The following is a 22,580-nucleotide window of genomic DNA, read 5'->3' as shown; positions in this document are numbered from 1 at the left end:
GGGGCCCGGTCCCGCGGTCCCGACCGGAACTCCGTCGCACACACCCCCATGCCCCCATGTCCTCGCACACCATCGGAGCACCGTGACACGCCTGCGCTGGCCGAGCTGGATGCCGATCGACCCGTACATCGTGCTGCTCCTCGGCACGGTGGGCCTCGCCGCCCTGTTCCCGGCCCATGGCACCGGCGCCACCGTGGCCTCGGGCGCCTCGACCGCCGCGATCGCCTTCCTCTTCTTCCTCTACGGCGCCCGCCTCTCCACCCGCGAGGCACTCGACGGACTGCGCCACTGGCGGCTCCATGTCACCGTGCTGGCCTGCACCTTCCTCGTCTTCCCCGCGCTCGGCCTGGCCGCCCGCGCCACCGTGCCGGTCCTCCTCACCCAGCCCCTCTACCAGGGCCTGCTCTTCCTGACCCTGGTGCCGTCCACGATCCAGTCCTCCATCGCCTTCACCTCCATCGCACGCGGAAACGTGCCCGCCGCCATCTGCGCCGGCTCCTTCTCCTCCCTGGTCGGCATCGTCATCACCCCACTGCTGGCCGCCGTACTGCTCGGCAACAGCGGTGGTGGGTTCTCCGCCGACTCCCTCGTCAAGATCGTGCTGCAACTGCTGGTGCCGTTCCTCGCCGGGCAGCTGCTGCGGCGCTGGATCGGCCCCTTCATCACCCGGCACAAGAAGGTCCTCGGACTGGTCGACCGCGGCTCCATCCTGCTCGTCGTCTACACCGCGTTCAGCGAGGGCATGATCCAGGGCATCTGGCACCAGGTCAGCCCCGCCCGGCTCGGCGCGCTCCTGCTGGTCGAGGCCGCGGTGCTCGCCGTGATGCTGGTGGGGACCTGGTACGGCGGCCGGGCGCTGGGCTTCGGCCGGGCGGACCGGATCGCCATCCAGTTCGCCGGCTCCAAGAAGTCCCTCGCCGCGGGCCTGCCCATGGCCAGCGTCCTCTTCGGCGCCCACGCCTCCCTTGCCGTGCTCCCGCTGATGCTCTTCCACCAGATGCAGCTGATGGTGTGCGCCGTCATCGCCAAACGCCGCGCCCATGACCCGGAGGTCGAGAGCGGGGACGCCGGCCGGGGCGCCGGAGCCGGGACCGAGACGGGTGAGGGCGCCGAGGGGTCAGCGGCTCACCCGGTCCAGGGGCAGCCACAGAACCGCGTCCTTCGGTGATCGCAGCGCCTTCGGGTCGGCCAGCTCCTGATCGGTCAGCGCCCGGTCCCACACATGCACCTCGTCGATCGCACCGGTGAAGAAGGCCCGGCTGTCCATCCGCTGGCCTATGTGCACACCGAAGGCCGAGCTACGGCTCACCGAGCCCGGCACATCGGCCACCAGGGCCCGCGTACCGTCCACGAACAGCGACAGCGTCCTGTCGCCCCGGCGCAGCACCGCGTGGTGCCACTGGCCGTCGTTGTACGCGCTGTCCGTCCGCACGGACACCGTCCGCGGTGCCGCGGCGCCGTCCCGGGCGGTGATCAGCCCCTGTATCCGGTGGTTCGCCGGCTCCCCGCGCAGCCACACCTGCGGCTCGCTGGTCCCGATCCCGCCCATCCACAGCAGCGGCTGCTCCCCGCTCGTCGCCGTGTACCTGAACCACAGTGACGCGGTGAAGTCCTTCGCGCCCAGGGGAAGGCTCGCGCGGTACGGCAGGCGTACGGCGTCGTCCGTGCCGTCGAAGGCGAGCGCGCCCCCGAAGACGCCGTCCGTCCGCTGCGCGCCGCCGAGCACCGCGGCCGGGTGGGCGCCCGGGGCCAGGTCCGGGGTGACCGGGTCGGGGCCCCGGCGCGGGGTGAGCCAGTCCTCGGTGAACCGGGCGAAACGGATCTCGTCCCGCGCGTCCACCGCCCCGCCCTCGTACAGCAGACCCACGGTGTCATCCGCCGTCCGCACCAGGTCGGAGTAGCCCGACCAGTCGGTGGTGACGACCGTGCCCCGGTCCACGCTGTCCCAGGTGCGGCCGCCGTCGTAGGAGGAGCGGATCATCATGGTGCGACGCCGGTCGGGGTCGGCGGGGCAGGCCAGCAGGACGCGGTCGCCCAGGCGCAGTATCGACCCCTGCACCTGCGGGGTGTACAGGTCGGGAAGGGCACGGAAGGGCGCGGTGAAGCTGTTGCCGCCGTCGCGGCTGGTGGTCTGGGTGCGCTGGCCGAGGTCGGTGCCGTCCGTCTCCCGGCCGCTGACCAGGATCGAACCGTCCCCGAGCTCGGCGAGGGTCAGCTCGGACGGCTTCTGCCGGAAGGTGCCGTCGTCCGCGATGGGCCAGGTGTCGGTGGCGCCGATCCGCCAGTGGCCGCCGTGGTCGTCGCTGACGATGAGCGCCGCGTGGTTGGCGGTGATCCGGCTGCCGTTCCAGGTCTCGGCGTTGACCCCGAACACCAGCCGGCCGGCGTACCGCCCCTTGGTCAGCTCAATACCGTGCACCGGACCCGTCGCGTACCAGGAGTTCCAGTCGGCGGGCAGTATCTCGGGGCTCAGATCGCGCGGTGCGGACCAGGTCAGGCCGTCGTCGTCGCTGTACTGGAGATGCGGGGTGCGGTCGCAGGGGACCGAGCAACTGGCGCTGTCCGTACGCCCCGTGTTGTACGTCTCGGCGAGCCAGATACGGCCGGTCGTCCGGTCCACGATCGGCGCCGGGTTGCCATGGGTGTCGCCCGCGCCCTCATTGACCACCCGCAGCGGGCCCCAGGTGCGGCCGTCGTCGGTGGACCGTTTGACCACGATGTCGATGTCAGCGGCGTCCCCGCAGTTGAGCACCCGGCCCTCGGCGAAGGCCAGCAGCGTCCCGTCCTTCGCCCGGACGACCGCGGGAATGCGGAAGCAGGCGTAACCCGGGTCCTGGGAGGCCCGGAACAGCACCTGCTGCTCGAACTCGGGCGCTACGCCCGCTCGTTGAGACTGACGACCTCCTTGAATCTGTTGGTTCTGCGGGGTTGATTGGGCCGGTTGGGCCGGCAGCAGGGGCGCGAGGAGGGCGGCCGTCATGACGGCGGCCGTGGCGAGTACGGATCTGAGTCGGGCGCGAAGACATGACGGCACGTACGGCCTGCCTCTCGTCGGCCGGACATCTGGACGTCCGGACATCCCATGTCCAAGGTGCGCCCCATCGAAGGTAGTTGGGCCTTTGGTGTCATACAAGAAGTGTGCCGGGACCCGCCACGCGAAACGATGGAGCCCGCCACCGGAAGCATCCGGGGGTTTACCGGAGCAAGCGCGCGGGGGTTCATGGGCGCAGCACGACCTTGCCCAGATTGGACCGTGTCTCTATCGCCGCGTGTGCCCGCGCGGCCTCCTCCAGGGCGAACTCCGCGTGCACGACGGGCCGTACGCTCCCCTCGGCGAACAGTCGCCACAGTTCCCGGCGCCACCGCTCGTACAGCTCGGGCCGGCCGCGGGCGATCAGCGCCATCTGGAAGCCGATCACCGACTTGGCGCCCACGAGGAGGTCGTACGCCCGGATCGTACCGCCGCCCGAGCTGTAGGCGACCAGCCGGCCGTGCGGTGCGAGGGCGGCGAGGGCGGGGGTGAGCAGCTCGCCGCCGACCGCGTCCAGGACGCAGTCCACCGGCTCGCCCCAGCCGTCGTCGCCGTACCGGACGCAGTCGTCCGCGCCGAGGGAGCACACGAACTCGGCCTTCGCCGGGTCGGACACGGCCCCCACGACCCGCCCCGCACCCCGCGCCCGCGCCAGCTGCACCGCCAGGTGCCCGACCCCGCTCGCCGCCGCCGTCACCAGCACCGACTCGCCCGGCTCCGGACGCGCCGCGGACAGGGCGCCGAGCGCGACCAGCCCGCTGCGCACCAGGGCGACCGCGTCCACCTCGGTGGCGCCCTCCGGCAGCGGTGAGGCCATGGCCTCGTCCAGCGCCGCGTAATCGGCGTACCCGTGTCCGAAGCACAGCCCGGTCACCCGGTCGCCGGCCCGGAACCGGGTCGCCTCCGCGCCGACCGCCACCACCTCGCCCGCCACTTCGCCGCCCAGCGGTATCGGCTCGGGGGCCTCGCGGACCTTGCGGACGACCGGCAGCGTGACACCGATCGCGGCGCAGCGCACGAGCAGCTGCCCGGGGCCGGGCTCGGGGATGTCGGCCTTCTCCATGAACAGGGGGCCGCCGGGGGAGTCGTACCGGACGCGACGCATCGCAACCTCCGTGGCCGTCGGACCGGGTCGCACAAGGGCGGACCGGGCCGGATCGGCGGGATCGGTCGCGGGGTAAGGGCGGGCCGAACCTCGCGAAATCGTTGGGAGCCCCAACGATATGTCGAAACTCATGGGGAAGTCCAACGATTTCTCGGATAGGCTGCCGACCATGGCTGCCGAAACGTTTCCGAGTGCCGAACCGGCACGGACGTCCGAACCGCCCCTGACCGCGATCCGGGCACTGCCCAGCTGGATCCTCGGCCGGGCCGCCGCGCGGGGCCGGGCCCTTGTCGCCGACGCGCTCGCCGCCGAGGGGCTGAAGATGTGGCACCACGTGGCGCTCTCCGCCGTCCGCGATCTCGCCCCCGTGGCGCAGGCCGATCTCGCGCGGGGGATCGCCCTCGACCCCAAGGACCTCGTCGGCATCCTGAACGACCTCCAGCGCGCCGGCCTGGTCGTCCGCACGCCGGATCCCCGGGACCGCCGCAAGAACGCCGTGTCCCTCACCGAGGAGGGCGGCCTGCTCCTCGGACGCTGCGAGCAGGCCGCCCGTACGGCCAACGAGGAACTGCTCGCTCCGCTGTCGGCGGCCGAACGCGAGCTGTTCATGCTGCTGTTGACGAGGATCTCCGGCGTGGAGGGATGACCCGGGCGGTGTCGGACCGGACCTCAGGCCAGGGTTCCGCCGCCGTCCACGACCACCACCGAGCCGGTGCTGTAACCCCCGCGCATCAGATACAGATACGCCTCCGCCACATCCGCGGGCTCGCCCACCCGGCCCACCGGCAGCGATCCCGCCGCCGCGCCGTACAGCCCCTCGCGCTCCGCCTCCGGCAACTCCCGCCACAACTCGGTGCGTACGACACCGGGCGCGACCACATTGACCCGCAGCGGCGCCAACTCCAGTGCCAGCGCCCGGGTCAGGGACTCCATCGCCCCGCACAGCGCCGACACCACGCTCGAACCCGGCAGTGGCCGGTATCCCGCCGTACCCGTGGTCAGGACGATCGAGCCGCCCTCGCGGATCGACCCGGCGCCGTGCTTCACCGCCCGGTACGCGCCCCACAGCCTGGTGTCCAAGAACCGCTGCGCCCGGTCCAGTTCGGTGTCCGCCACGCTCTCCAGCAGCAGCGTCTCACCCGCCGTGTACACCAGGTGGTCGAACGCGCCGAGCCCCTCGAAGAACCCGCGCACCGCGGCCTCGTCCGTCGTGTCCAGCACCTCCCCGCGGGCACCCTCCGGCAGCCGCTTCAGTGCCGCGTCCACGCTCTCCCGCCGCCGCGAGGCGACCACCACCTCGGCGCCCTCCCGCACCGCGCCCTCGGCCACCGCGAACCCGATGCCCGACGTACCCCCGAGCACCACCACACGCTGTCCCCGCAGACCCATGGAACTACCTCTCCGTCAACGTGCTCCGACTTTCCGTACGCCTCCAAGCCTGCGGTTCTGGGGGCGGGTTCGTCCAAGACCTCTTCTGGCCGTGGCGGGTGGTCGGTCGGGTCGCGGTCAGCCCTTCGCCGTTTCCGTCTCCTCCGCAAGGACGATCCGGTCGTCCCCCGCGTACACGTTCATCGAGCCGCCCCGCAGGAAACCGACGAGTGTCAGGCCGGTCTCCGCCGCGAGGTCCACGGCCAGCGACGACGGCGCCGACACCGCCGCCAGCATCGGGATCCCGGCCATCACGGCCTTCTGCGCCAGTTCGAACGAGGCTCGGCCGGAGACCAGCAGCACCGTGCGGGACAGGGGCAGCTCGCCGTTCTGGAGGGCCCGCCCCACCAGTTTGTCGACCGCGTTGTGCCGGCCGACGTCCTCCTTGATGTCGAGCAGCTCTCCGTCCTCGGTGAACAGGGCGGCCGCGTGCAGACCACCGGTGCGGTCGAACACCCGCTGGGCCTCCCGCAGCCGTTCGGGCAGCCCGGACAGCAGCGCGGGCGTGACGCGCAGGCGAGGGCTGTCGGCGATGGGCCAGCGGGTGGTCGTACGTACGGCGTCCAGGCTGGCCTTGCCGCACAGCCCGCACGAGGACGAGGTGTACACGTTCCGTTCGAGGGTGAAGTCGGGGAGGGAGACGCCCGGGGCGGTCCGCACGTCGACCACGTTGTAGGTGTTCGAACCGTCGGCGATCGCACCCGCGCAGTAGACGATGTTCTGGAGATCGGACGCGGTGGCCAGCACGCCCTCGCTCACCAGGAACCCGGCCGCGAGCGCGAAGTCGTCGCCCGGGGTGCGCATGGTGATCGCCAGCGGCTTGCCGTTCAGCCGGATCTCCAGGGGCTCCTCGGCGACGAGCGTGTCCGGCCGGGTGGTGACCGCGCCGTCCCGGATGCGGAGGACCTTGCGTCGTTCCGTGACTCGTCCCATGTCCTGATCAGCCCCGGTTCTGTACGTGCTGGTGGCCGAGCGGCCCTTGGTGCGGGATCTGCGATGCGGAGATCTCATTGTCCTGCACCTGCATTGTCCTGCACATGGAGGACGAGGCCGCGGCCCGCTTCGCGGGAGGCCGGGTGGTGCCCGGTGGTGCGCGGTAGTGCCCGGGTAGTGCTCGCGAGGGCTCGGTGGTGCTGAGGGGAGCCGACAATTCGTATGCCCGTTTCCTGTGGCTTCACGTGCCGTCGTACTGGCGAGTCACTCAGCAGACTGTGGATCCCGTTCACCACGGCAACAAGGGGGACCTCCGTCATGCACGGCTCTCGCATCGCCGCCATCGGCCACTATCAGCCCGCCCGGGTGCTCACCAACGAGGACCTGGCCGGCATGGTCGACACCAGCGACGAGTGGATCCGCACGCGGGTGGGCATCCGCACCCGGCACATCGCCGGCCCCGACGAGCCGGTGGACGAGCTGGCCGCGCACGCCGCCGCCAAGGCCCTCGCCGCGGCGGGGCTCGGACCCGCCGACATCGACATGGTCCTCGTCGCCACCTCCACGGCCATCGACCGGTCCCCGAACACCGCCGCCCGGGTCGCGGCCCGGCTCGGCATCCCGGGGCCGGCCGCGATGGACATCAACGTGGTGTGCGCCGGCTTCACCCACGCCCTGGCCACCGCCGACCACACGATCCGCGCGGGCGCGGCCACCCGTGCGCTGGTCATCGGCGCCGAGAAGATGACCGACGTCGCCGACTGGAGCGACCGCAGCACCTGCGTCCTCGTCGGCGACGGCGCGGGAGCCGCGGTGGTGGAGGCGTGCGCGCCGGAGCAGGAGCCGGGGATCGGGCCCGTGCTGTGGGGGTCGGTGCCGGAGATGGGGCACACGGTACGGATCGAGGGCACGCCGCCGCGGTTCGCGCAGGAGGGCCAGAGCGTCTACCGCTGGGCCACCACCCGGCTGCCGGCCATCGCCCGCCAGGCCTGCGAGCGCACCGGGATCACCCCCGAGGACCTCGCGGGCGTCGTCCTCCACCAGGCCAATCTGCGCATCATCGAACCCCTCGCGGAGAAGATCGGCGCCGTCGACGCGGTGATCGCCCGCGACGTGACGGAATCCGGCAACACCTCCGCCGCGAGCATCCCCCTCGCCCTCTCCAAGCTCGTCGAACAGGGCGCCCTGCCCACCGGCGCGCCGGTCCTCCTCTTCGGCTTCGGCGGGAACCTGTCGTACGCCGGTCAGGTCATCCACTGCCCGTAGGACGCGCCCGCCCGTACGATCACTCTGCGTATATGGGCTCCCGCACCGTGTACACACCCGCGAACCCGCCCGGCTCCTCGCCCACCCGAGCGAAATACGCAGGTGAAAGGCACTCCGAAACCTTGGTATTGTTGTCCATGTCGCCGCGAGGGAAGCCCTCCGCAAGGCGACAGACACCTGGTCCGGGTGGCGGAATGGCAGACGCGCTAGCTTGAGGTGCTAGTGCCCTTTATCGGGCGTGGGGGTTCAAGTCCCCCCTCGGACACCAGCAGAGACCCCAGTTGATCTGGGGTCTTTCTGTTTTTGGGCTATGGCGGTCTCGGTCGGCATCAACCCCCACGGCTATCTTCCCGATCGTCGTCGGGCGGTTCGACGCAGACGGTGATGCGCTGTTTGGGCATGGCCGCTCTTTCGGTATCTCTTCGTGGAGTCATCAGGCGCGCGGCATCCGAGGGGCAGTCGGCGCTTTGGTTGCTACGGCAGCGACCTGGGTGGATGGATTGGGGCCGAGCTCAAGGAGGATCGCCCACCGTCGGCCTCTGCGAGGTCTCTCCTTGCCCATGCCTCGTGCCCCCCAGGCGCGTTCGGAGCGAAACCGGCCGGGCGTTGCTCGTCGCTTTTGCGATGTCGGAGGTTGTCGCTCCGTGTTCCAGCCGGTCGCGTTCAAGGCGGCGCGCGCTGTCGGTCGGCTCGGGGGTGGGAGAAGTCCGCCCCGGGCACCTGTAGTTCCCCAGGGCGGGCACCGTTCCATCAGGCGGTCGGCGATCGACCGCACCGGCCGTGTCGCCGCCCCATCGAACACCCCTCGCGAACTTCGCTCCCAGAAACTGCTGTTGGCCTCGTTGACACGCCGTAAGCCCACGCGTTTCACTCGACACCTGTGAATGGCAACGTTGTCAGGCCGCCGACCGAAGGCGCCCGGCACCGGCGCTCTCACCGATGTCCCTGCCCTTCGGCACATCAGCACCTGTGCGAAGCACGAAACGCTGCGGAGGTAACCGATGGTCCGATCCCGACGTTCAGCCGAGCCACGCAATCGAAAGAGATTTCGTCAACGTCTGGCCGTGATCTCCGTCCTGGGGATCGCGGCGTTCCCGCTTCCGGCGATCGGCGGCGCCTATGCCGCGAGTGCCGCGTCGCCGGCCCTGGTGAAGGATCCCGCGTCCCTCGTCAACCCGCTGATCGGCACCTCCGGAGAGGTGGACACCTTCCCCGGCCCCGACATGCCGGCCGGCATGGTGCAGTGGGGTCCGGACACCACGCCCGACCGGCCCTCCGGCGGCGGCTATGAGTACGACGACAAGAAGATCTCGGGCTTCAGCCTCACCCATGTCTCAGGACCCGGGTGCGGTGTCGCGGGTGACCTGCCCATACTTCCGGTGACCGGCTCGCTCTCCGGCAATCTCGGCAACACGTCCGCGGGCTTCAGCCACGCCGATGAGCAGACCGGCATCGGGTCGTACAAGGTCACCGACGCGAACGGCGTCACGACCCGGCTGACCGACACCACGCGCGCCGGACTGGGTTCCTTCACCTTCCCGACGGGCAGTCAGGCGAACCTGCTGTTCAAGCTCAGCGGCGGGGCCACCCAGGTGGACGGGACCCGCGTCCAGGTGGTGAACAAGAAGGAGATCAGCGGCTCGGTCGACAGCGGCCACTTCTGCGGTGCGAAGAACCGGTACACCCTGCACTTCGACATCAAGTTCGACCGGCCGTTCACCGGCAGCGGCACCTGGGTCGGCGGCACCATCAACCCGGACGCGACCTCGCTGAAGGCGGGCAAGGTCGAGCAGAAGGTGCAGCCGCATCCGTCGAAGCGGCTGAAGGAGAAGCACTTCACGGTTCCCGCGGCCCCGTCGCCGACCGTGCACGGGGGCGCCGCGAAGTCGTCCGGTACGGGTACGCCCTCCCCGGACCCGAGTACCGGCGCCACGCCCTCGACCTCGCCGTCAGCCTCGCCCTCGGCCACGAGCAAGTCCGCCCAGCCGCCCACCACGGGCGCCAACGGGATGTACCTGACCTTCGACACCTCCTCGAACGCCACGGTGAAGGCGAAGGTCGGCATCTCGTACACCAGTGACGCCAATGCCGCGGACAACCTCACCACCGAGATCAAGAACTGGAACCTCGACGCGGTGGAGCGGGCGAACCACTACGCCTGGAACACGGTGCTGGACAAGGTGCGGATCGGCGGTGGCACCCGGGACCAGCAGGTGCAGTTCTACACGGCGCTCTACCACGCGCTGCTGCACCCGAACGTCTTCTCGGACGCCAACGGCCAGTACATGGGCATGGACAACCAGGTCCACAAGCTGGCCAAGGGGCAGCAGGCCCAGTACGCCAACTACTCGGGCTGGGACACCTATCGCTCCCAGACCCAGCTGATGGCGATGGCCGAGCCCAAGGTCACCAGCGACGTCGTCACCTCCATGCTCAACGGCTACGACCAGACGGGCCTGCTCCCCAAGTGGGCCTCCAACAACGGCGAGAGCTACGTCATGGTCGGCGACCCGGCGGCCGGCATCATCGCCGACGCGTATGCCTTCGGCGCCCGGAGCTTCGACACGGACAAGGCGCTCGCCGCCCTCCAGCACGAGGCGACCGCCCCGAACAACGACCGTCCCGGCGAGGCCGTACGGGATGCCAAGGGCTATCTCCCGCTGGACGAGAAGGACTACGGGTGCTGCAACTTCTACGGCCCGGTCTCCACCCAGCTGGAGTACGACTCCGCCGACTACGCCCTCGCCGCCTTCGCCAAGTCACTGGGCAGGAAGGCGGTTTACCAGAAGTTCGCCACCCGCGCCCAGGACTGGATGAACGTCTTCAACCCGGGGACCGGCTACATGCAGGCGAAGGACAAGGACGGCAGGTTCGCGGGCGGTTTCACCCCGGGCACCTCCAACGGCTTCGTCGAGGGCACGTCGGCCCAGTACACGCCGATGGTTCCGTTCAACCTGAAGCAGCTCATCCAGGCGCGCGGCGGTGACCAGGCGTACTCGTCCTTCCTTGACAGCCTGCTCGACAACATCACCGACCCCGGCAACACCAACGCCAACCTGAGCAATGAGCCCAGCGTGGAGATCCCCTGGGAGTACGACTACACCGGCCGGCCGTGGAAGACCCAGGAGGCCGTCCGCGCGGCCCAGCTGAATCTGTACTTCAACGCCCCGGTCGGCTCGTTCGGCAACGACGACCTCGGCGCGATGAGCTCCTGGTACGTCTGGTCCGAGCTGGGCATGTACCCCGAGACCCCGGGCACGGACACCCTCGCGCTCGGCAGCCCGGCCTTCCCGGTGGCGCAGGTGACGCTCGCCGGTGGCAGGACGGTGCGGATCAACGCACCGCAGGCGGCGCCCGACGCGCCGTATGTGCAGTCCCTCGACGTCAAGGGCAAGGAGTGGAACAGCTCCTGGCTGACGTACGGACAGTTCAAGGGCGCGGGCACGCTGGACTTCACCCTCGGGACCCGGCCGAACAAGTCCTGGGCCTCCGATCCGTCGGCGGTGCCGCCGTCGGACACCACGGGCGGGGACCGCGTCCTGGCCGCGGCCGGACCGACCAGTGACGGACTGGTGCTCCAGCCGGGCGCTTCCGGTGAGGGCACGCTCGACCTCACCAACCTCGGCGGCAAGGCCGTCACCGTCGACTGGAAGGCGACGGCGCCGTCCGGCGTCACGCTCGACCCGGCGTCGGGCTCGGTGACGGTGCCCGCCTCGGGCAGCGCGGAGGCGAAGGTGCGGGTGACGGCGGGCACGAGCGAGGGGACGTTCCCCGTCGCCTTCGCGCTGACCGATCACAGCACCGGGGCGGCACTGAACGGGGCGGCGCTCCGGGTCGCGGTGGCCAAGGCCGGTGAGCTGTGGCCGTACGCAACCAACGAGGGCATCTACCCCGACGGTACGACCTTCTCGGGCGGCTTCGACGACGGCGGCTGGGCGTTCTCGCAGAACGCGCTGTCGGCGGCCGGCGCCACGAGCGGCTCCGCCCTGACGGTCGACGGCATCTCCTACACCTGGCCGGCGGTGGCGTCCGGTCGGCTGGACAACCTGGAGATGGCCGGCCAGACCATCCCGATGCCGGCCGGTACGTCGGGAGCGTCGCTGGGCCTGCTGGGCACGGCGACCAACGCGCCGACCGACGGCAGCGGGGTGTCGGGCACGATGACCGTCACCTACACCGACGGCACCACCGCCAAGGCGACGGTCGGCTTCTCGGACTGGACGCTCAACGCCGGTTCGACCAAGCCGATGGCGGGCGACACCACGGCCGTCACGACGGGCTACCGGAACACCGGAAGCGGCGGCCGGGACGGTGTGAAGACCTACGTCTTCGCCACGAAGGTCCCGCTCGACGCGTCCAAGCAGGTGGCCTCGATCACCCTGCCGGTGACCGGCTCGTCGGGCAGCGACCACCTGTTCGCCTACGGCTTCGGCCGGTGAGAGGCGGGCGACACCGATGACGGTGGGCCGGTCCCGACGCCATGAGCCCCAGGGACCGGCCCATCCCGGGCCACCCGGCCCATCCCGGCGCATCCCGGCCCACCCGGTCCGCGTGGCGTGAGCCGCCGTGGCGCGCGCGTGCGTAACTCGCTGTCTTCCGGGGTGTCGTACTCCTAAGGTTCCGGCATGGCGGACGACGAGCGGAAGCAGGCCGTGCAGGCGGCCATCGACGGGGAGTTGCGGCTTCTCGACCCCGAGGTACGAGCCGTTCCGGCCCTGGTCCTGGAGCTGCTGGACCCGGAGTTCACCGAGTTCGGGGCCTCGGGGCGCCGGTGGGACATAAACTCGGTCCTCACCGTGACGAGCAGCGGCTCGGTGTCCGCGGAGTCTCCGGTCAAGGTGAGTGAGATGTCCGGGGTGCTGCTTGCTCCTGGTGTCGTTCATCTGACGTACTTCGCCGACAACCAGGGGCGTCGGGCCTGGCGCAGCTCCCTGTGGCGGCTGACGGAGACGGGCTGGCGGATGTACTTCCACCAGGGCACCCTGACCGATTGAGCGCGGCCGGACCGGTCACCTCCACAGGTCCTTGCTCGTGCATACGTGCGCGCCCATGTTCCGCTCCATCATCCGCAGGGCGGCCCGGGCGAGGTCCTCGTGGATGTGGGCCACGGCGTCCCTGGGGACGATCACGTCGAAGTGGCGGATATGGGCGTCGAGAGCCGAGTAGAGCACGCACTGCTCGGTCACCTGTCCGGTGAGCACCAGCTGGTCGATGTTCTGCTGACGCAGCAGGTACTCCAGGGGAGTCTCGAAGAAGACGGAGTGGCGGGCCTTGACGACGAAGAGGGAGTCCCGGTCGGGCTTCAAGGGCTGCACCAGGTGCCTGTGCGGTCCGCTCAAGGCGTGATCGAGCAACTCACCGTGGTGGGATCGCCACTCACCGAAGTTGTCGTTCACATAGATCACCGGCGCCGAGCGGTCCCGTGCGCGTCGCAAGAGGTCCGCCACGGCCGGTACGACCGTCCGGGCCGAGGGAATCAGCAGGTCGGCGTCCTTGTGGTCGTATGTGTTGATCATGTCGATGACCAGCAGTGCGGTGTTCTTCACGTCCACCGGGTTCCCCGTTCGCGGCGGGTGCATCGGTGGGCGGCGGCGCCATCGGCCTCGGCGGCGCAGGGCGGGCTCCTACAGGCCGCTGCCGAGCTCCGCGACCAGGTCACCGGCGGTCACGCGGTTCAGGCCCTCCGAGGCGTCCCCGGCACCGGGAAAGAGCCGGTAGTACGTGCCCGACGCCCGTGCGGGGCCGATGGATCCATGCACCGTCGCCAGGAACGCCCGTGTCCCGGAGGCGAGTTCGGCCGCCGCCGCGTCGGGGTCCGGGTGCGGGCGCCGTTCCTCGGCCTCCTCCAGGGAGGAGACCCGGCCGGCGAACGCGGCCGCGTCTTCGTCCGGCCGGCGCCGGTACCGCAGCAGCGCGGGCTCCGGCTCCCGGCACACCACGGCCACCTCGGGCGAGCGGGCAGCGGCCCGCCAAACCGCGAGGTCCCAGAGGGTGGTTCGGCTGCCGGAGCCGAACTGCTCCCACAAGTTCTGTGCCACGGCCGCCAGTTGGCCGCCGCCGTGCGAGCCGATGCTCTGGAAGCCGCCGGTGGACGTCAGATGGGTGTCCGTCCACAGCATCCGGCGCCGGCCCAGGTCCACGACCATCGGCAGGCACACCCGCGACTCGCCCGCGAGGTCGAAGCGCTGGCGCACCGTGCGCGGGTCGTACGACGCGTCGCGCGGGCCCTGCGCGGGCAGCGCCATGAAACCGGCGAAGGCGTCCGGCAACTCCTCGAAGGGCACGTTGTTGAAACTGAAGACGAGCGGGACGGCGTACACATCGCCCCGTGCTGCCAGCAGGTCCAGGTCCAGGTCCACGTACTCGGTGGCGCCCTGTGGGGCCGGGGCGGAGGTGAGGTCGCCGGAGTGGACCGCGGCCTGCGGGCCGTGCACCAGGTTCGTGTAGTCGCACAGGCCGGTGAACTTCCACTCGGCGTCGAAGAACGCGACCGACAGGTCCAGGTCGGTGCGGTTGCCCTGGGGCTCGGTCCAGTGCAGGAACAGCCGTAGCACCGCGCCCTCGGGCAGCGTCTGCATGCTGCCCCGGGCCACCGCCACCAGGGCCTTCGCGGTGGACCGCTCGGTGAAGGGCACGGTGAGGTCGGCCAGGTCCGCGTCCAGTACCGACAGCTCGTACGGCTCCCCGGCGGCGAACCGGCGCAGCAGCTCGGCCTCCAGGAGCGTCACCGCCGCCGTGACCAGTCCGGTGGACAGCGGAGCCCGCCGCTCCGGAACGGACAGGGCGCGGGTGACGTCGCCGCGCGGGAAGAACACCCGACGGCGGCCGGTACGGTCCTCGGTGCGGACCCGCAGCGCCCCGAGCGCCGACAACAGCGGACCCGGGCCCACCTTGGGCAGGCCGCGCAGCAGGGCCTTCTCCAGCTCCGGCACGAGGGTGTCGCAGGTGTGCAGACGCAGCAACACGTCCAGCCGGCGCACCAGTTCGCCGGGACGGTCCCCGGCGAGGGCGGCGGCCCGGCCCGCGTCACCCTCGGCCAACGCCTGCTCCAGCCGCCCGGCCCAGGTGGCCGGCCGGAGCCGGACACGGTTCACTCGTCCGTCGTCCACGCGCCCGTCGTCCACGCGCCCGTCGTCCACGCGCCCGTCGTCCACGCGGCAGTCATCCACGCGGACGGCGTCCGGGTGTGCGGCGGCCGTCTCCAGCAGGGCGGCGCCGAAGGCCGTGCCGGGGTCCACCGGGGTCCCGCGCAGCACGGCGAAGGCGAGGGCGGCACGCGGATGGCGGGCATGCCGTTCGAAGGGGTGGAGTACCTCCGCGGCGCGCTTCCATGCCGTGGGGTGCCGTAGCACGTCCTCCACCAGATAAGGCGTCGGCAACGCGTCGAGGATCGCGAGGAGTTCGCGGCGCAGCGGTCGCGGAAGACTGGTGAAGGGCGACAGGGTCACCAGCCCGGCGTCGCCGTCGGAGAGTACGGCGAGCAGCCGCAACACGTCGGTGGCGGTGGTGAGCCGCTCGGTCAGCAGCTCTCGTACGGGCAGGCCGTCCGGCGCCTCGCGCAGCAGCGCGCCCAGCACCGTCGCCTTGGTCTCCCGGACCGGGATCTCGCGCGGCAGCAGGCCCCGGCCGGCCGGGGTGAGCGGCAGCAGGGTGAGCAGGTCGTCGCGGTCCTGCGGGGAGAGCGGGGTACGGCGGGCCAGCAGGGAGTCGACCACGGCGCCGGCGTCGGCGGCCCGGTCGGTGCCCAGGCGCAGCAGCCGCAGCGGGCCGGGCAGCGGTGCCTTGGCGGCGCCGACGGCACGCACAGGGCGCAGGAAGGGGTCGTTCGCGTCGATCCGGCGGTGGCAGACCGGGCAGCCCGCGTAGTCGGATCCGTCCCAGCACAGCCGGCACACCAGGTGGGCGCAGGGCGAGACGGGGAACACCGTGCGTGCCTCGCCGCAGAGCACGCAGGGGTGGTCAGGCTGCTGGAGCAGGAAGGCGAAGACCCGGTCCACGTACAGCGCTTCGGTGTTGCGGGGCACGGTGCGCGGGAACTGGCGGAAGAGCGGGGTGTGGACGCGGTCGCCGCCGAGCAGGTCGTCGACCAGACCGACCAGCCGGGCGTGCGCCGCCGCCAGCTCCTCGGAGCCCAACGAGCCGAGTGCCGTGTGCAGTTCGGCGGAGAGGAGGTGGCCGCGGCCGAGCAGTTCGGCTTCGAGTCGACGCAGCGCCGGTCCTGATCCGTCGCCGGACGAGGACGGCCTGTCCACGAAGACGGTCTGGGTACGGCGCAGCAGTACGGACTCGGCAGCGAGCAACAGGGGATTCCCCTCCACGATGATCTGGAACTGAGGAACGGGGGCGGAGAGTGGGCGCGCCGGGTCTTTTCAAGGAAGGTGAGAAGGATGCGCGCCGGGGAGCCGCCCCCGTCGCCTTGATCCCATCACGACGCCTCGCACGTGCCAAACGAATTAACGCTCAGGAGTCCTGCGGTGCCTTGATGATGGCGCCGTGTTCGTCGATGGTGTGCGTCTGCCAGTAGATGTCCCACTTGTCGTCCACGTGCTTCGGCGTCTTGTCCTCGGGGTAACGGAACGTGCCCTTCGGGACCTTGTCGCCGTCGGCGACGCACTGGCCGCCGGTCGTGCCGATGTTCTGCACCGGGTACTCGCCGTCCGAGCAGATCGCGTCGGCGGTCGAACAGCCGGTGAGCAGCGCGGCGAGGGTGGCGGCGGAGCAGGCGACGAGTGCCGCGGCGGTTCCGGTGGTCCGTCGGCGGGTGCGGTGCGTGGTCATGTGTTTCCCCTCGAACAGGATCGGCCTCTGACGGACCAAGCATCGGGGAGGGCGGGGGCGCGCGGATTGGTGCGCGTACTCATTCGGGGAGCCGGAAAGATGAGTACGGAGATCGCACCGCTCGAAGACTCGGTGTCGCACCTGGCGGGTTGCCGGCCGAGGGCGCCGCGGCGGGTCTCGGGGGCGGCCCGGCCTTCGTCGTACCGGGCTGGCACGAACGTGCATGGCCGCATGCGGACAGCCGCACAACGCACCAGGTCAGCCATGTATCGAGCGCCGGGGGAGCGAGGCCCCAAGCGGCCAGGCCTATTGGTGTAAGTCGACAAGTACTGACAGTGACCCGGGCGCAGGACAGGATTTCTCTCGTAGCCGAGAAAGCCGGATCTCAGAAACCGGCTTTCGGAAGCCATTGAATCCCAAGCGTTCCGTCATTCCTGACCCCGAATTCCCAGAAGGAATCCTGTGAAGAAGAAGCAGATCGTCGCCGTACGGGCTCTCCTCGTCTCCGCCGTGGTGGCCGGAGCGGTCGCCGCCGGAGGCTCGGCCGCCTGTTCGGCCGCGGTCGGCGCGACGCCGGTGATGGCCGCCGTGCAGGCGACGCCGTCCGGCGCGACCGCCACGGACCCCTCGGACGACGGCTTCGGCTGGGGCTGACCGGCACCGCACCGGGCGGAGAGCGCTCATGTACGCGGTCGTCGTCGTGGTCAAGGGAGCGGCCGGGCCCGGCGAGACACCGCTCGCCCCGGCATCCCTCAACGATGCCTTCTGGGCCCACGCGCTGGAGGAGGACGGTCTTGAACACGTACGGACCGTCGGCTGCGCCGATGGGTTCTCGTCGGTTCTCTTCATGCGGGGGCAGAACGAGGCGGTGGCAGCCGAAAGGGCGCTGGCCCTGAGCTGGCGCCTGGTGATGGTCGTGCCGAGCCTGGCCGGCTGGCACGTCGATTCCTGCGTCGTACGCCTCACCTCGTGAGCGCCCGCCCGCGGGCACGCACGACACCCGTCCCGTCGGCCGGCACGGTACGCCACGGCGGAACTTCCCGGAGGAACACGTGAGTATCTCCCTGACCCTGCCGGAAACACTGTCCCTGGACGTCCTCGACCCCGACGCGATCGACGCGCCGACGGTGTTCCTCGCGGTCCGCTCCCTGCGCTTCGGGGACTCGCCGCGCGGCGGAGGGCTGAACGACGACCACTGCCGCATGCTCGCCGCGACCGCCGATGCCCTGCCGCCGGTCGTCGTGCACAGCCGCACCATGCGTGTCGTGGACGGCAACCACCGAGTCCGGGCAGCGGTGTTGAGCGGGCGTCAGGAGATCGCCGCCCGGATGTTCGAGGGCTCGGCCGACGAAGCCTTCGTCCTGGCGATCCGGCTGAACACCGTGCACGGGCGGGGTCTGCTCCTCCCCCGCGCGGACCGCACGGCGGCGGGCCGTCTGATCACGACGCACCCGCACTGGTCGAACCGGATGATCGCCTCCCTGACGGGCCTGTCCGCGGGCACCATAGGGCGGATCCGGGACCAGGAGGCGGCGGCGGACGACTCGGCCGGGGTACGCGTCGGCAAGGACGGCAGGGCCCGGCCCGTCGACGGCTCCGGCGCTCGGATCAAAGTGTACGAGCTGCTGTTGAGCGACCCGACGGCGTCCATCCGGGACATCGCCCAGCGGGGAGCGGCCGTACGATCTCCTGGGCGTTGGATTCGGCCCCTCGAACCTCGCACTCGCGGCCTGCGCACGTGAGCAGAACCTGCCGCTCTCCTGCCTGTTCGTCGAGCGCAGTGACGGCGTCGCCTGGCATCCGGGCATGCTCACGAGTTCATCAGCAAGAAGCTCGGGGTGTCGTTGCGCACGGTACGCCGCACGGTGTCCAACCTCATGGCCCGGCTGGAGGCGCGCAGCCGTTTCGAGGCCGGGGTGCGCGCGGCCCGCGCGGGCTGGCTCTCGTAGGCGTACGCCCACGGGCATCCAGGTGCCCCGCACGGCAGCGGTCCGGCCGGTCCGGGGAGCGCGGCGCGGCCGGTGCGCCCGGTCTCGTGGTTCGGGCGCACCGCCGGTTCAGGGGCGGGCCGGAGCCGGGTCGGCCTCGGTCGGGTGGGGGTCGGGGGTGTCGGTGGGCTTGCGCGGGGCGGGGATGAAGGAGGCGACCGCGGCGGAGACGAGGGCGACGCCGCAGCCGATCAGGAGGCCGGTGCGGAAGCCGTTCTCGGAGGCGAGGGTGTAGCCGCCCAGGGTGATGGTCATATGGGCCAGCACGACGCCGATCACGGCCGAGCCGATCGTGGTGCCCAGCGAGCGCATCAGCGTGTTGAAGCCGTTGGCCGCGGCGGTCTCGGAGAGCGGGACCGAGCTCATGATGAGCGCGGGCATGGAGCCGTAGGCGAGGGCGACGCCGCTGTTGATGACGATGCCGGAGAGCATGATGCCCCAGGCCGTGCCCATCAGCGGCAGCGCGAGCGCGTAGCCGGCGGCCATCACGACCGCGCCGCAGGTGAGCGCGAGCTTGGGACCGCGCGCGTTGATCAGCTTTCCGCCGAGCGGCGAGATCACCATCATCATGATGCCGCCGGGCGCGATCCACAGACCCGCCGCGAGCATCGACTGGCCAAGACCGAACCCGGTGGCCTTCGGGAACTGGAGAAGCTGCGGTGCGATCAGCATGAAGGAATACATGCCGACGCCGATGAGGACCGACGCTGCGTTGGTGATCAACACCCGCGGCCGGGCCGTGGTGCGCAGGTCGATCAGCGGGTCGCGGGTGCGCAGCTCCCAGTGGCCCCAGGCCGGCAGGGCGAGGGCGGCGACGGCGAACAGCGCGAGCGTGGTGCCCGAGGCCCAGCCCCAGTCGGCGCCCTTGGAGATCGCCAGCAGCAGCGCCACCAGGCCGATCGCCAGCCCGATCGCGCCGATCGCGTCGAACCGCTGCCCCTTGGCGCCGGCCGGGACATCCGGCACGACGACGAAGATCAGCACGCCGACGATCACCGCGAGGGCGGCCGATCCCCAGAACAGCAGCTGCCAGTCGGCGTACTGCGCGACCGCCGCGGCCAGCGGCAGCCCGATCGCGCCGCCGATGCCCATGGACGCGCTGACCAGGGCGATGGAGCCGCTGAGCTTCTCGGCGGGCAGGACGTCCCGCAGCAGCGCGATGCCCAGCGGGATCATGCCCATCCCCATGCCCTGAAGGCCGCGTCCGACGATCATCGGCACGACGGACGTGGACAGCGCGCACACCACCGAGCCGATCACCAGCGGCACCACGCAGATCAGCATCATCCGCCGCTTGCCCACGAGATCGCCGAGGCGCCCGGACACCGGCACGCAGACCCCGCCGACGAGCAGGGTGACCGTGATCACCCAGGCGGCGTTCGACGACGAGGTGTGCAGGATCCGTGGCAGTTCGGCGATGAGCGGGGTCACCAGTGTCTGCATGATCGCGGCGACGGTTCCGGCGAGCGCAAGGGCGGCGACGACACCGCCCGTTCTGCGGCTCGGCTGCGGGGCATCCATGGGTGACTCCTTGATTCGTCGGTCGTCCGGGGTCGGCGGTCGCCGGGATGTGCATGATGCACATCTGGCGATATGCATCATGCACATCGTATGCAGTATTCATATCGCATGTGCCATGCATGTCGCTGCCCGCCTGCGGTCCTTCGCCGCCGGGCCCTGAGATACGGTCGACTTCTGAAGGAGGCACGTACATGGGGAAGCCGTCGCACCTGGTCGAGTTCGAGCACATGGTGCTCGGGCGGCATCAGCTGAGCAGTACCACCCGCCGGCATCAGGAAGGCCGGATGGAGCGCAGCGCGTACATCATGCTGAGCCGGATCGAGGTGCAGGGGCCGATGTCGATCGGGCAGCTCAGCGACGCCTTCCAGCTGGACGTCTCCACCGTCAACCGGCAGACCGCGCACGCGATGCGGGCCGGGCTCCTGGAGCGGATCCCCGATCCCGAGGGCGGCATGGCCCGCAAGTTCCGGCTGACCGGGGAGGGCGAGCGCAAGCTGCGCGAGGAGCGCGAGCTGCATGTCCAGGACCTGGACCGGGTCTTCGAGGACTGGTCGGCCGACGACGTGGAGAACTTCGCCCGCTACCTCCAGCGGTTCAACACCAGCGTGGAGCGGATCACCGGCCAGCCGTGGCCGCGGTCGTGAGCCCGTTCCGGGCGCGTCCCCGCGGTCCCGCAACAGGAAGTCCGCCCGTACGACATCGCCACGGCGCAGCGGCTGCTGCCGCACCGGCGCGCACAGCACCAGGACCGGCCTGAGTATCCCGGCCCCCCGAAGCGGAGCGCCGAGCGCAAGGCCTCCACGGTGTCGCCGAGGGGGATGACGGCATGGACGTACTGGAAGAACGTCGGGAGCCTCGCGGCGGCGTCCAGTTCGGCCAGCAGCCAGGGCCTTCGGGGGCGAAGCCGGCCACCGTCGTCCGGTCGGGTACGGCCTGACGGGCGTCCGACGTGCGGGCCACGGCCGGGACGTCGAAGCCGCCCGGCCGGGTCCGCGTCAGTGCGGCGTCCACGTCGCGGGCGGCGGCGCGGCCCGCGACGACCACGTGGGCGTGCTGGGGCCGGGGCGAGTGGAGCGCCGGTGCGCAGCAGAACAGGAAGCCCGGCCGGGGGTCTCAGGGCGGGCCGCCGGGGCCCGGTTCGGCTACCCGGCGGCGGTGCCCGTGTCGAAGGCGCGCATCCGGCGCAGCGGGGAGCACAGCAGGACCAGCGGGGTCGCCGAAAGGGCGGCCGTCAGGAACCACAACGCGCCCCGCACACCCGCCACTTGGCCGAGACCGCCGGCGAGCAGACCGCTGAGCGGGAGGACGCCCCAGACCAGGAACCGCATGGTGGCCGTCATCCGGCCCAGCAGATGCGGGGGGCAGACTGTCTGGCGGTAGGTGACCTGGCAGATGTTGTACGTCGTGACACCCGCCGACTGGATCAGGGCGCCGACCACGAACAGGGCGATGCGCCAGCCGTGGCCGGTCAGCGGGAGCAGCAGCCCGAAGGGCATCGTGACCAGCAGCGAGAGCCAGGTGAGACGGGCCTCGCCGAGGGCGCGGGAGAGGCGCTCGGTGACCAGCGCGGCGAGCATCGAGCCGACGCCCGCCGTGGTGAGCACCCAGCCGACCGCGGCCGGCTGGAGGCCCACCGTGCGGGTCAGGAACAGGGTCTCCAGGGCGAAGATCCCGCTGAGGAAGAGATTGACGGACGCCGTGCTGAGCGCGATCACCCGCAGGATCGGGTTGCGCAGCACATGGTGCAGGCCCTCGCGGATCTCGTGCAGAAGCCGGCCGCGTCCGGCGGGCGACGGCCGCTCCTCCCGCGCCTCGATCCTGCCCAACAGGGCGGCGGAGACCAGGGAGGTGACGGCCTGCCCGGCCAAGGTGCCGACCGCGCCGAGGAGTTGCACGAAGAAGCCCGCGATGCCGGGTCCGGCCAGTTCGGCCGTCGAACGCACGGTCTCCAGGCGGGAGTTGCCGCTCACCAGGGTGGAGCGTCCGACCAGGGTGGGCAGATAGCTCTGGTCGGCCACATCACCGAACAGCCGGGCGCAGCCCAGCAGCAGGGCCACGACGTACAGCAGCGGCATGGAGTGCAGATCCAGCAGCCAGGCCACCGGCACCGTGGTGAGCAGCACCGCCCGCGTCAGATCGGCGGCGATCATGACATTGCGCCGCCGCATCCGGTCGACCCACGCCCCGGCGGGCAGCCCGAACAGCAGGAACGCCGCCTGCTCGGCCGCCGCGAGCAGACCGGCCTGCCACGCCGAGGCGTGCAGGGTCAGCACGGCGGCGAGGGGGAGGGCGACGTAGGTGATGTTGTTGCCGAGCTCGTTGCAGATGTGCGACGCCATGAACCGGCGGAAGTCGCGCCGCTGCCGGGGGGAGGGAGCGGAGTCCTCGGGCTCGGTGGCGGTGGAGCCGGATGGCGCGGTGGAGTCGGTTACGGCAGCGGTGTCGTCCGGGTCGGTGGCGGGGCCGGACGCGGCCGTGGGCTGGGACACGAGAGACGTTCCTTGTCTGGTGGAGGCGGCGGGCGCCGCGT

The 22,580-nt window shown here is 71.1% G+C and carries 17 protein-coding genes, 1 tRNA gene and 2 pseudogenes; 11 read left to right on the top strand and 9 right to left on the bottom strand.

Features of this window, described 5'->3' with window-relative positions:
* The first annotated feature begins 109 nt into the window (after window positions 1-109).
* Window positions 110-1,168 carry a bile acid:sodium symporter family protein gene (locus HEP81_RS06595; RefSeq protein WP_037654834.1) on the top strand — a complete coding sequence of 353 codons (1,059 nt, stop codon included), beginning with the start codon at window positions 110-112 and terminating at the stop codon, window positions 1,166-1,168.
* Here HEP81_RS06595 and HEP81_RS06590 read toward each other — a convergent pair.
* Entirely contained in the window at window positions 1,118-3,034 is a 1,917-nt protein-coding gene (locus HEP81_RS06590; protein ID WP_037654836.1) for an exo-alpha-sialidase, read from the bottom strand. The genes HEP81_RS06595 and HEP81_RS06590 overlap by 51 nt on opposite strands.
* A 184-nt stretch (window positions 3,035-3,218) precedes the next feature.
* Complete coding sequence (locus tag HEP81_RS06585) at window positions 3,219-4,136, bottom strand: quinone oxidoreductase family protein (RefSeq protein WP_037654838.1); 918 nt, start codon at window positions 4,134-4,136, stop codon at window positions 3,219-3,221.
* 169 nt (window positions 4,137-4,305) lie between these two features.
* Here HEP81_RS06585 and HEP81_RS06580 point away from each other — a divergent pair, with 169 nt between their 5' ends.
* Window positions 4,306-4,782 carry a MarR family winged helix-turn-helix transcriptional regulator gene (locus HEP81_RS06580; RefSeq protein ID WP_051850111.1) on the top strand — a complete coding sequence of 159 codons (477 nt, stop codon included), beginning with the start codon at window positions 4,306-4,308 and terminating at the stop codon, window positions 4,780-4,782.
* Window positions 4,783-4,805: 23 nt separating this feature from the next.
* On the opposite strand, the gene HEP81_RS06575 is transcribed toward HEP81_RS06580, so the two are convergent.
* Both HEP81_RS06575 and fdhD read right to left on the bottom strand, forming a co-directional pair.
* The gene (locus HEP81_RS06575) at window positions 4,806-5,525 is read right to left on the bottom strand and encodes an SDR family oxidoreductase (protein WP_037654839.1); all 720 of its coding nucleotides are present in this window, start codon (window positions 5,523-5,525) and stop codon (window positions 4,806-4,808) included.
* 117 nt (window positions 5,526-5,642) lie between these two features.
* Complete coding sequence (fdhD, locus tag HEP81_RS06570; protein WP_037654841.1) at window positions 5,643-6,497, bottom strand: formate dehydrogenase accessory sulfurtransferase FdhD; 855 nt, start codon at window positions 6,495-6,497, stop codon at window positions 5,643-5,645.
* A gap of 318 nt (window positions 6,498-6,815) precedes the next feature.
* Here fdhD and HEP81_RS06565 point away from each other — a divergent pair, with 318 nt between their 5' ends.
* From HEP81_RS06565 to HEP81_RS06550, 4 genes are all read left to right on the top strand, one after another.
* Window positions 6,816-7,763 (top strand): beta-ketoacyl-ACP synthase III, encoded by a 948-nt coding sequence (locus HEP81_RS06565; RefSeq protein ID WP_037654842.1) that lies wholly within the window; start codon window positions 6,816-6,818, stop codon window positions 7,761-7,763.
* Between the two features lie 180 nt (window positions 7,764-7,943).
* Window positions 7,944-8,031, top strand: a tRNA-Leu gene (locus HEP81_RS06560).
* Between the two features lie 796 nt (window positions 8,032-8,827).
* The gene (locus HEP81_RS06555) at window positions 8,828-12,202 is read left to right on the top strand and encodes a GH92 family glycosyl hydrolase (RefSeq protein ID WP_243279301.1); all 3,375 of its coding nucleotides are present in this window, start codon (window positions 8,828-8,830) and stop codon (window positions 12,200-12,202) included.
* A 186-nt stretch (window positions 12,203-12,388) separates the two neighbouring features.
* Window positions 12,389-12,757: a nuclear transport factor 2 family protein gene (locus HEP81_RS06550; protein WP_037654845.1), complete on the top strand. Its 369-nt coding sequence runs from the start codon at window positions 12,389-12,391 to the stop codon at window positions 12,755-12,757.
* Between the two features lie 15 nt (window positions 12,758-12,772).
* On the opposite strand, the gene HEP81_RS06545 is transcribed toward HEP81_RS06550, so the two are convergent.
* From HEP81_RS06545 to HEP81_RS06535, 3 genes are all read right to left on the bottom strand, one after another.
* Window positions 12,773-13,309 (bottom strand): cysteine hydrolase family protein, encoded by a 537-nt coding sequence (locus tag HEP81_RS06545; protein WP_037654950.1) that lies wholly within the window; start codon window positions 13,307-13,309, stop codon window positions 12,773-12,775.
* A 78-nt stretch (window positions 13,310-13,387) separates the two neighbouring features.
* The gene (locus HEP81_RS06540) at window positions 13,388-16,063 is read right to left on the bottom strand and encodes an MXAN_6230/SCO0854 family RING domain-containing protein (RefSeq protein ID WP_037654846.1); all 2,676 of its coding nucleotides are present in this window, start codon (window positions 16,061-16,063) and stop codon (window positions 13,388-13,390) included.
* A 160-nt stretch (window positions 16,064-16,223) separates the two neighbouring features.
* A complete protein-coding gene (locus HEP81_RS06535; RefSeq protein WP_037654847.1) occupies window positions 16,224-16,541 on the bottom strand; it encodes an SCO0607 family lipoprotein in 318 nt (105 codons plus the stop codon).
* Window positions 16,542-17,003: 462 nt separating this feature from the next.
* On the opposite strand from HEP81_RS06535, the gene HEP81_RS06530 reads away from it, so the two are divergent.
* The 4 genes and pseudogenes from HEP81_RS06530 to HEP81_RS06510 form a co-directional block, all read left to right on the top strand.
* On the top strand, window positions 17,004-17,195 hold the full coding sequence (locus tag HEP81_RS06530) for a hypothetical protein (RefSeq protein ID WP_037654849.1): 192 nt from the start codon (window positions 17,004-17,006) through the stop codon (window positions 17,193-17,195).
* 28 nt (window positions 17,196-17,223) lie between these two features.
* Window positions 17,224-17,514, top strand: coding sequence for a hypothetical protein (locus tag HEP81_RS06525; protein ID WP_037654850.1), 291 nt, complete (start codon window positions 17,224-17,226; stop codon window positions 17,512-17,514).
* 716 nt (window positions 17,515-18,230) lie between these two features.
* Window positions 18,231-18,302 (top strand): annotated as a pseudogene (locus HEP81_RS42850) (hypothetical protein); the annotation flags it as partial.
* Between the two features lie 32 nt (window positions 18,303-18,334).
* A pseudogene (locus HEP81_RS06510) lies at window positions 18,335-18,490 on the top strand (LuxR C-terminal-related transcriptional regulator); the annotation flags it as partial.
* Between the two features lie 108 nt (window positions 18,491-18,598).
* Here the strand turns inward: HEP81_RS06510 and HEP81_RS06505 are convergent.
* A complete protein-coding gene (locus HEP81_RS06505) occupies window positions 18,599-20,050 on the bottom strand; it encodes an MFS transporter (RefSeq protein WP_037654851.1) in 1,452 nt (483 codons plus the stop codon).
* 191 nt (window positions 20,051-20,241) lie between these two features.
* Here HEP81_RS06505 and HEP81_RS06500 point away from each other — a divergent pair, with 191 nt between their 5' ends.
* Window positions 20,242-20,694: a MarR family winged helix-turn-helix transcriptional regulator gene (locus HEP81_RS06500; RefSeq protein WP_037654852.1), complete on the top strand. Its 453-nt coding sequence runs from the start codon at window positions 20,242-20,244 to the stop codon at window positions 20,692-20,694.
* Window positions 20,695-21,192: 498 nt separating this feature from the next.
* Here the strand turns inward: HEP81_RS06500 and HEP81_RS06495 are convergent, their stop codons facing one another.
* On the bottom strand, window positions 21,193-22,539 hold the full coding sequence (locus tag HEP81_RS06495) for an MFS transporter (protein WP_051850114.1): 1,347 nt from the start codon (window positions 22,537-22,539) through the stop codon (window positions 21,193-21,195).
* Between the last annotated feature and the right edge of the window lie 41 nt (window positions 22,540-22,580).

The organism is Streptomyces griseofuscus (assembly GCF_014673495.1).
Classification (GTDB): Bacteria; Actinomycetota; Actinomycetes; order Streptomycetales; family Streptomycetaceae; genus Streptomyces; species Streptomyces murinus.
This window is presented reverse-complemented; position numbering and strand designations above follow the sequence as displayed.

Coding starts and splice junctions, on each gene's coding strand:
- HEP81_RS06595 (WP_037654834.1), top strand. CDS start 110: ATGCCGATCGACCCGTACATCGTGCTGCTCCTCGGCACGGTGGGCCTC.
- HEP81_RS06585 (WP_037654838.1), bottom strand. CDS start 4,136: ATGCGTCGCGTCCGGTACGACTCCCCCGGCGGCCCCCTGTTCATGGAG.
- HEP81_RS06580 (WP_051850111.1), top strand. CDS start 4,306: ATGGCTGCCGAAACGTTTCCGAGTGCCGAACCGGCACGGACGTCCGAA.
- HEP81_RS06575 (WP_037654839.1), bottom strand. CDS start 5,525: ATGGGTCTGCGGGGACAGCGTGTGGTGGTGCTCGGGGGTACGTCGGGC.
- fdhD (WP_037654841.1), bottom strand. CDS start 6,497: ATGGGACGAGTCACGGAACGACGCAAGGTCCTCCGCATCCGGGACGGC.
- HEP81_RS06565 (WP_037654842.1), top strand. CDS start 6,816: ATGCACGGCTCTCGCATCGCCGCCATCGGCCACTATCAGCCCGCCCGG.
- HEP81_RS06550 (WP_037654845.1), top strand. CDS start 12,389: ATGGCGGACGACGAGCGGAAGCAGGCCGTGCAGGCGGCCATCGACGGG.
- HEP81_RS06535 (WP_037654847.1), bottom strand. CDS start 16,541: ATGACCACGCACCGCACCCGCCGACGGACCACCGGAACCGCCGCGGCA.
- HEP81_RS06525 (WP_037654850.1), top strand. CDS start 17,224: ATGTACGCGGTCGTCGTCGTGGTCAAGGGAGCGGCCGGGCCCGGCGAG.
- HEP81_RS06505 (WP_037654851.1), bottom strand. CDS start 20,050: ATGGATGCCCCGCAGCCGAGCCGCAGAACGGGCGGTGTCGTCGCCGCC.
- HEP81_RS06500 (WP_037654852.1), top strand. CDS start 20,242: ATGGGGAAGCCGTCGCACCTGGTCGAGTTCGAGCACATGGTGCTCGGG.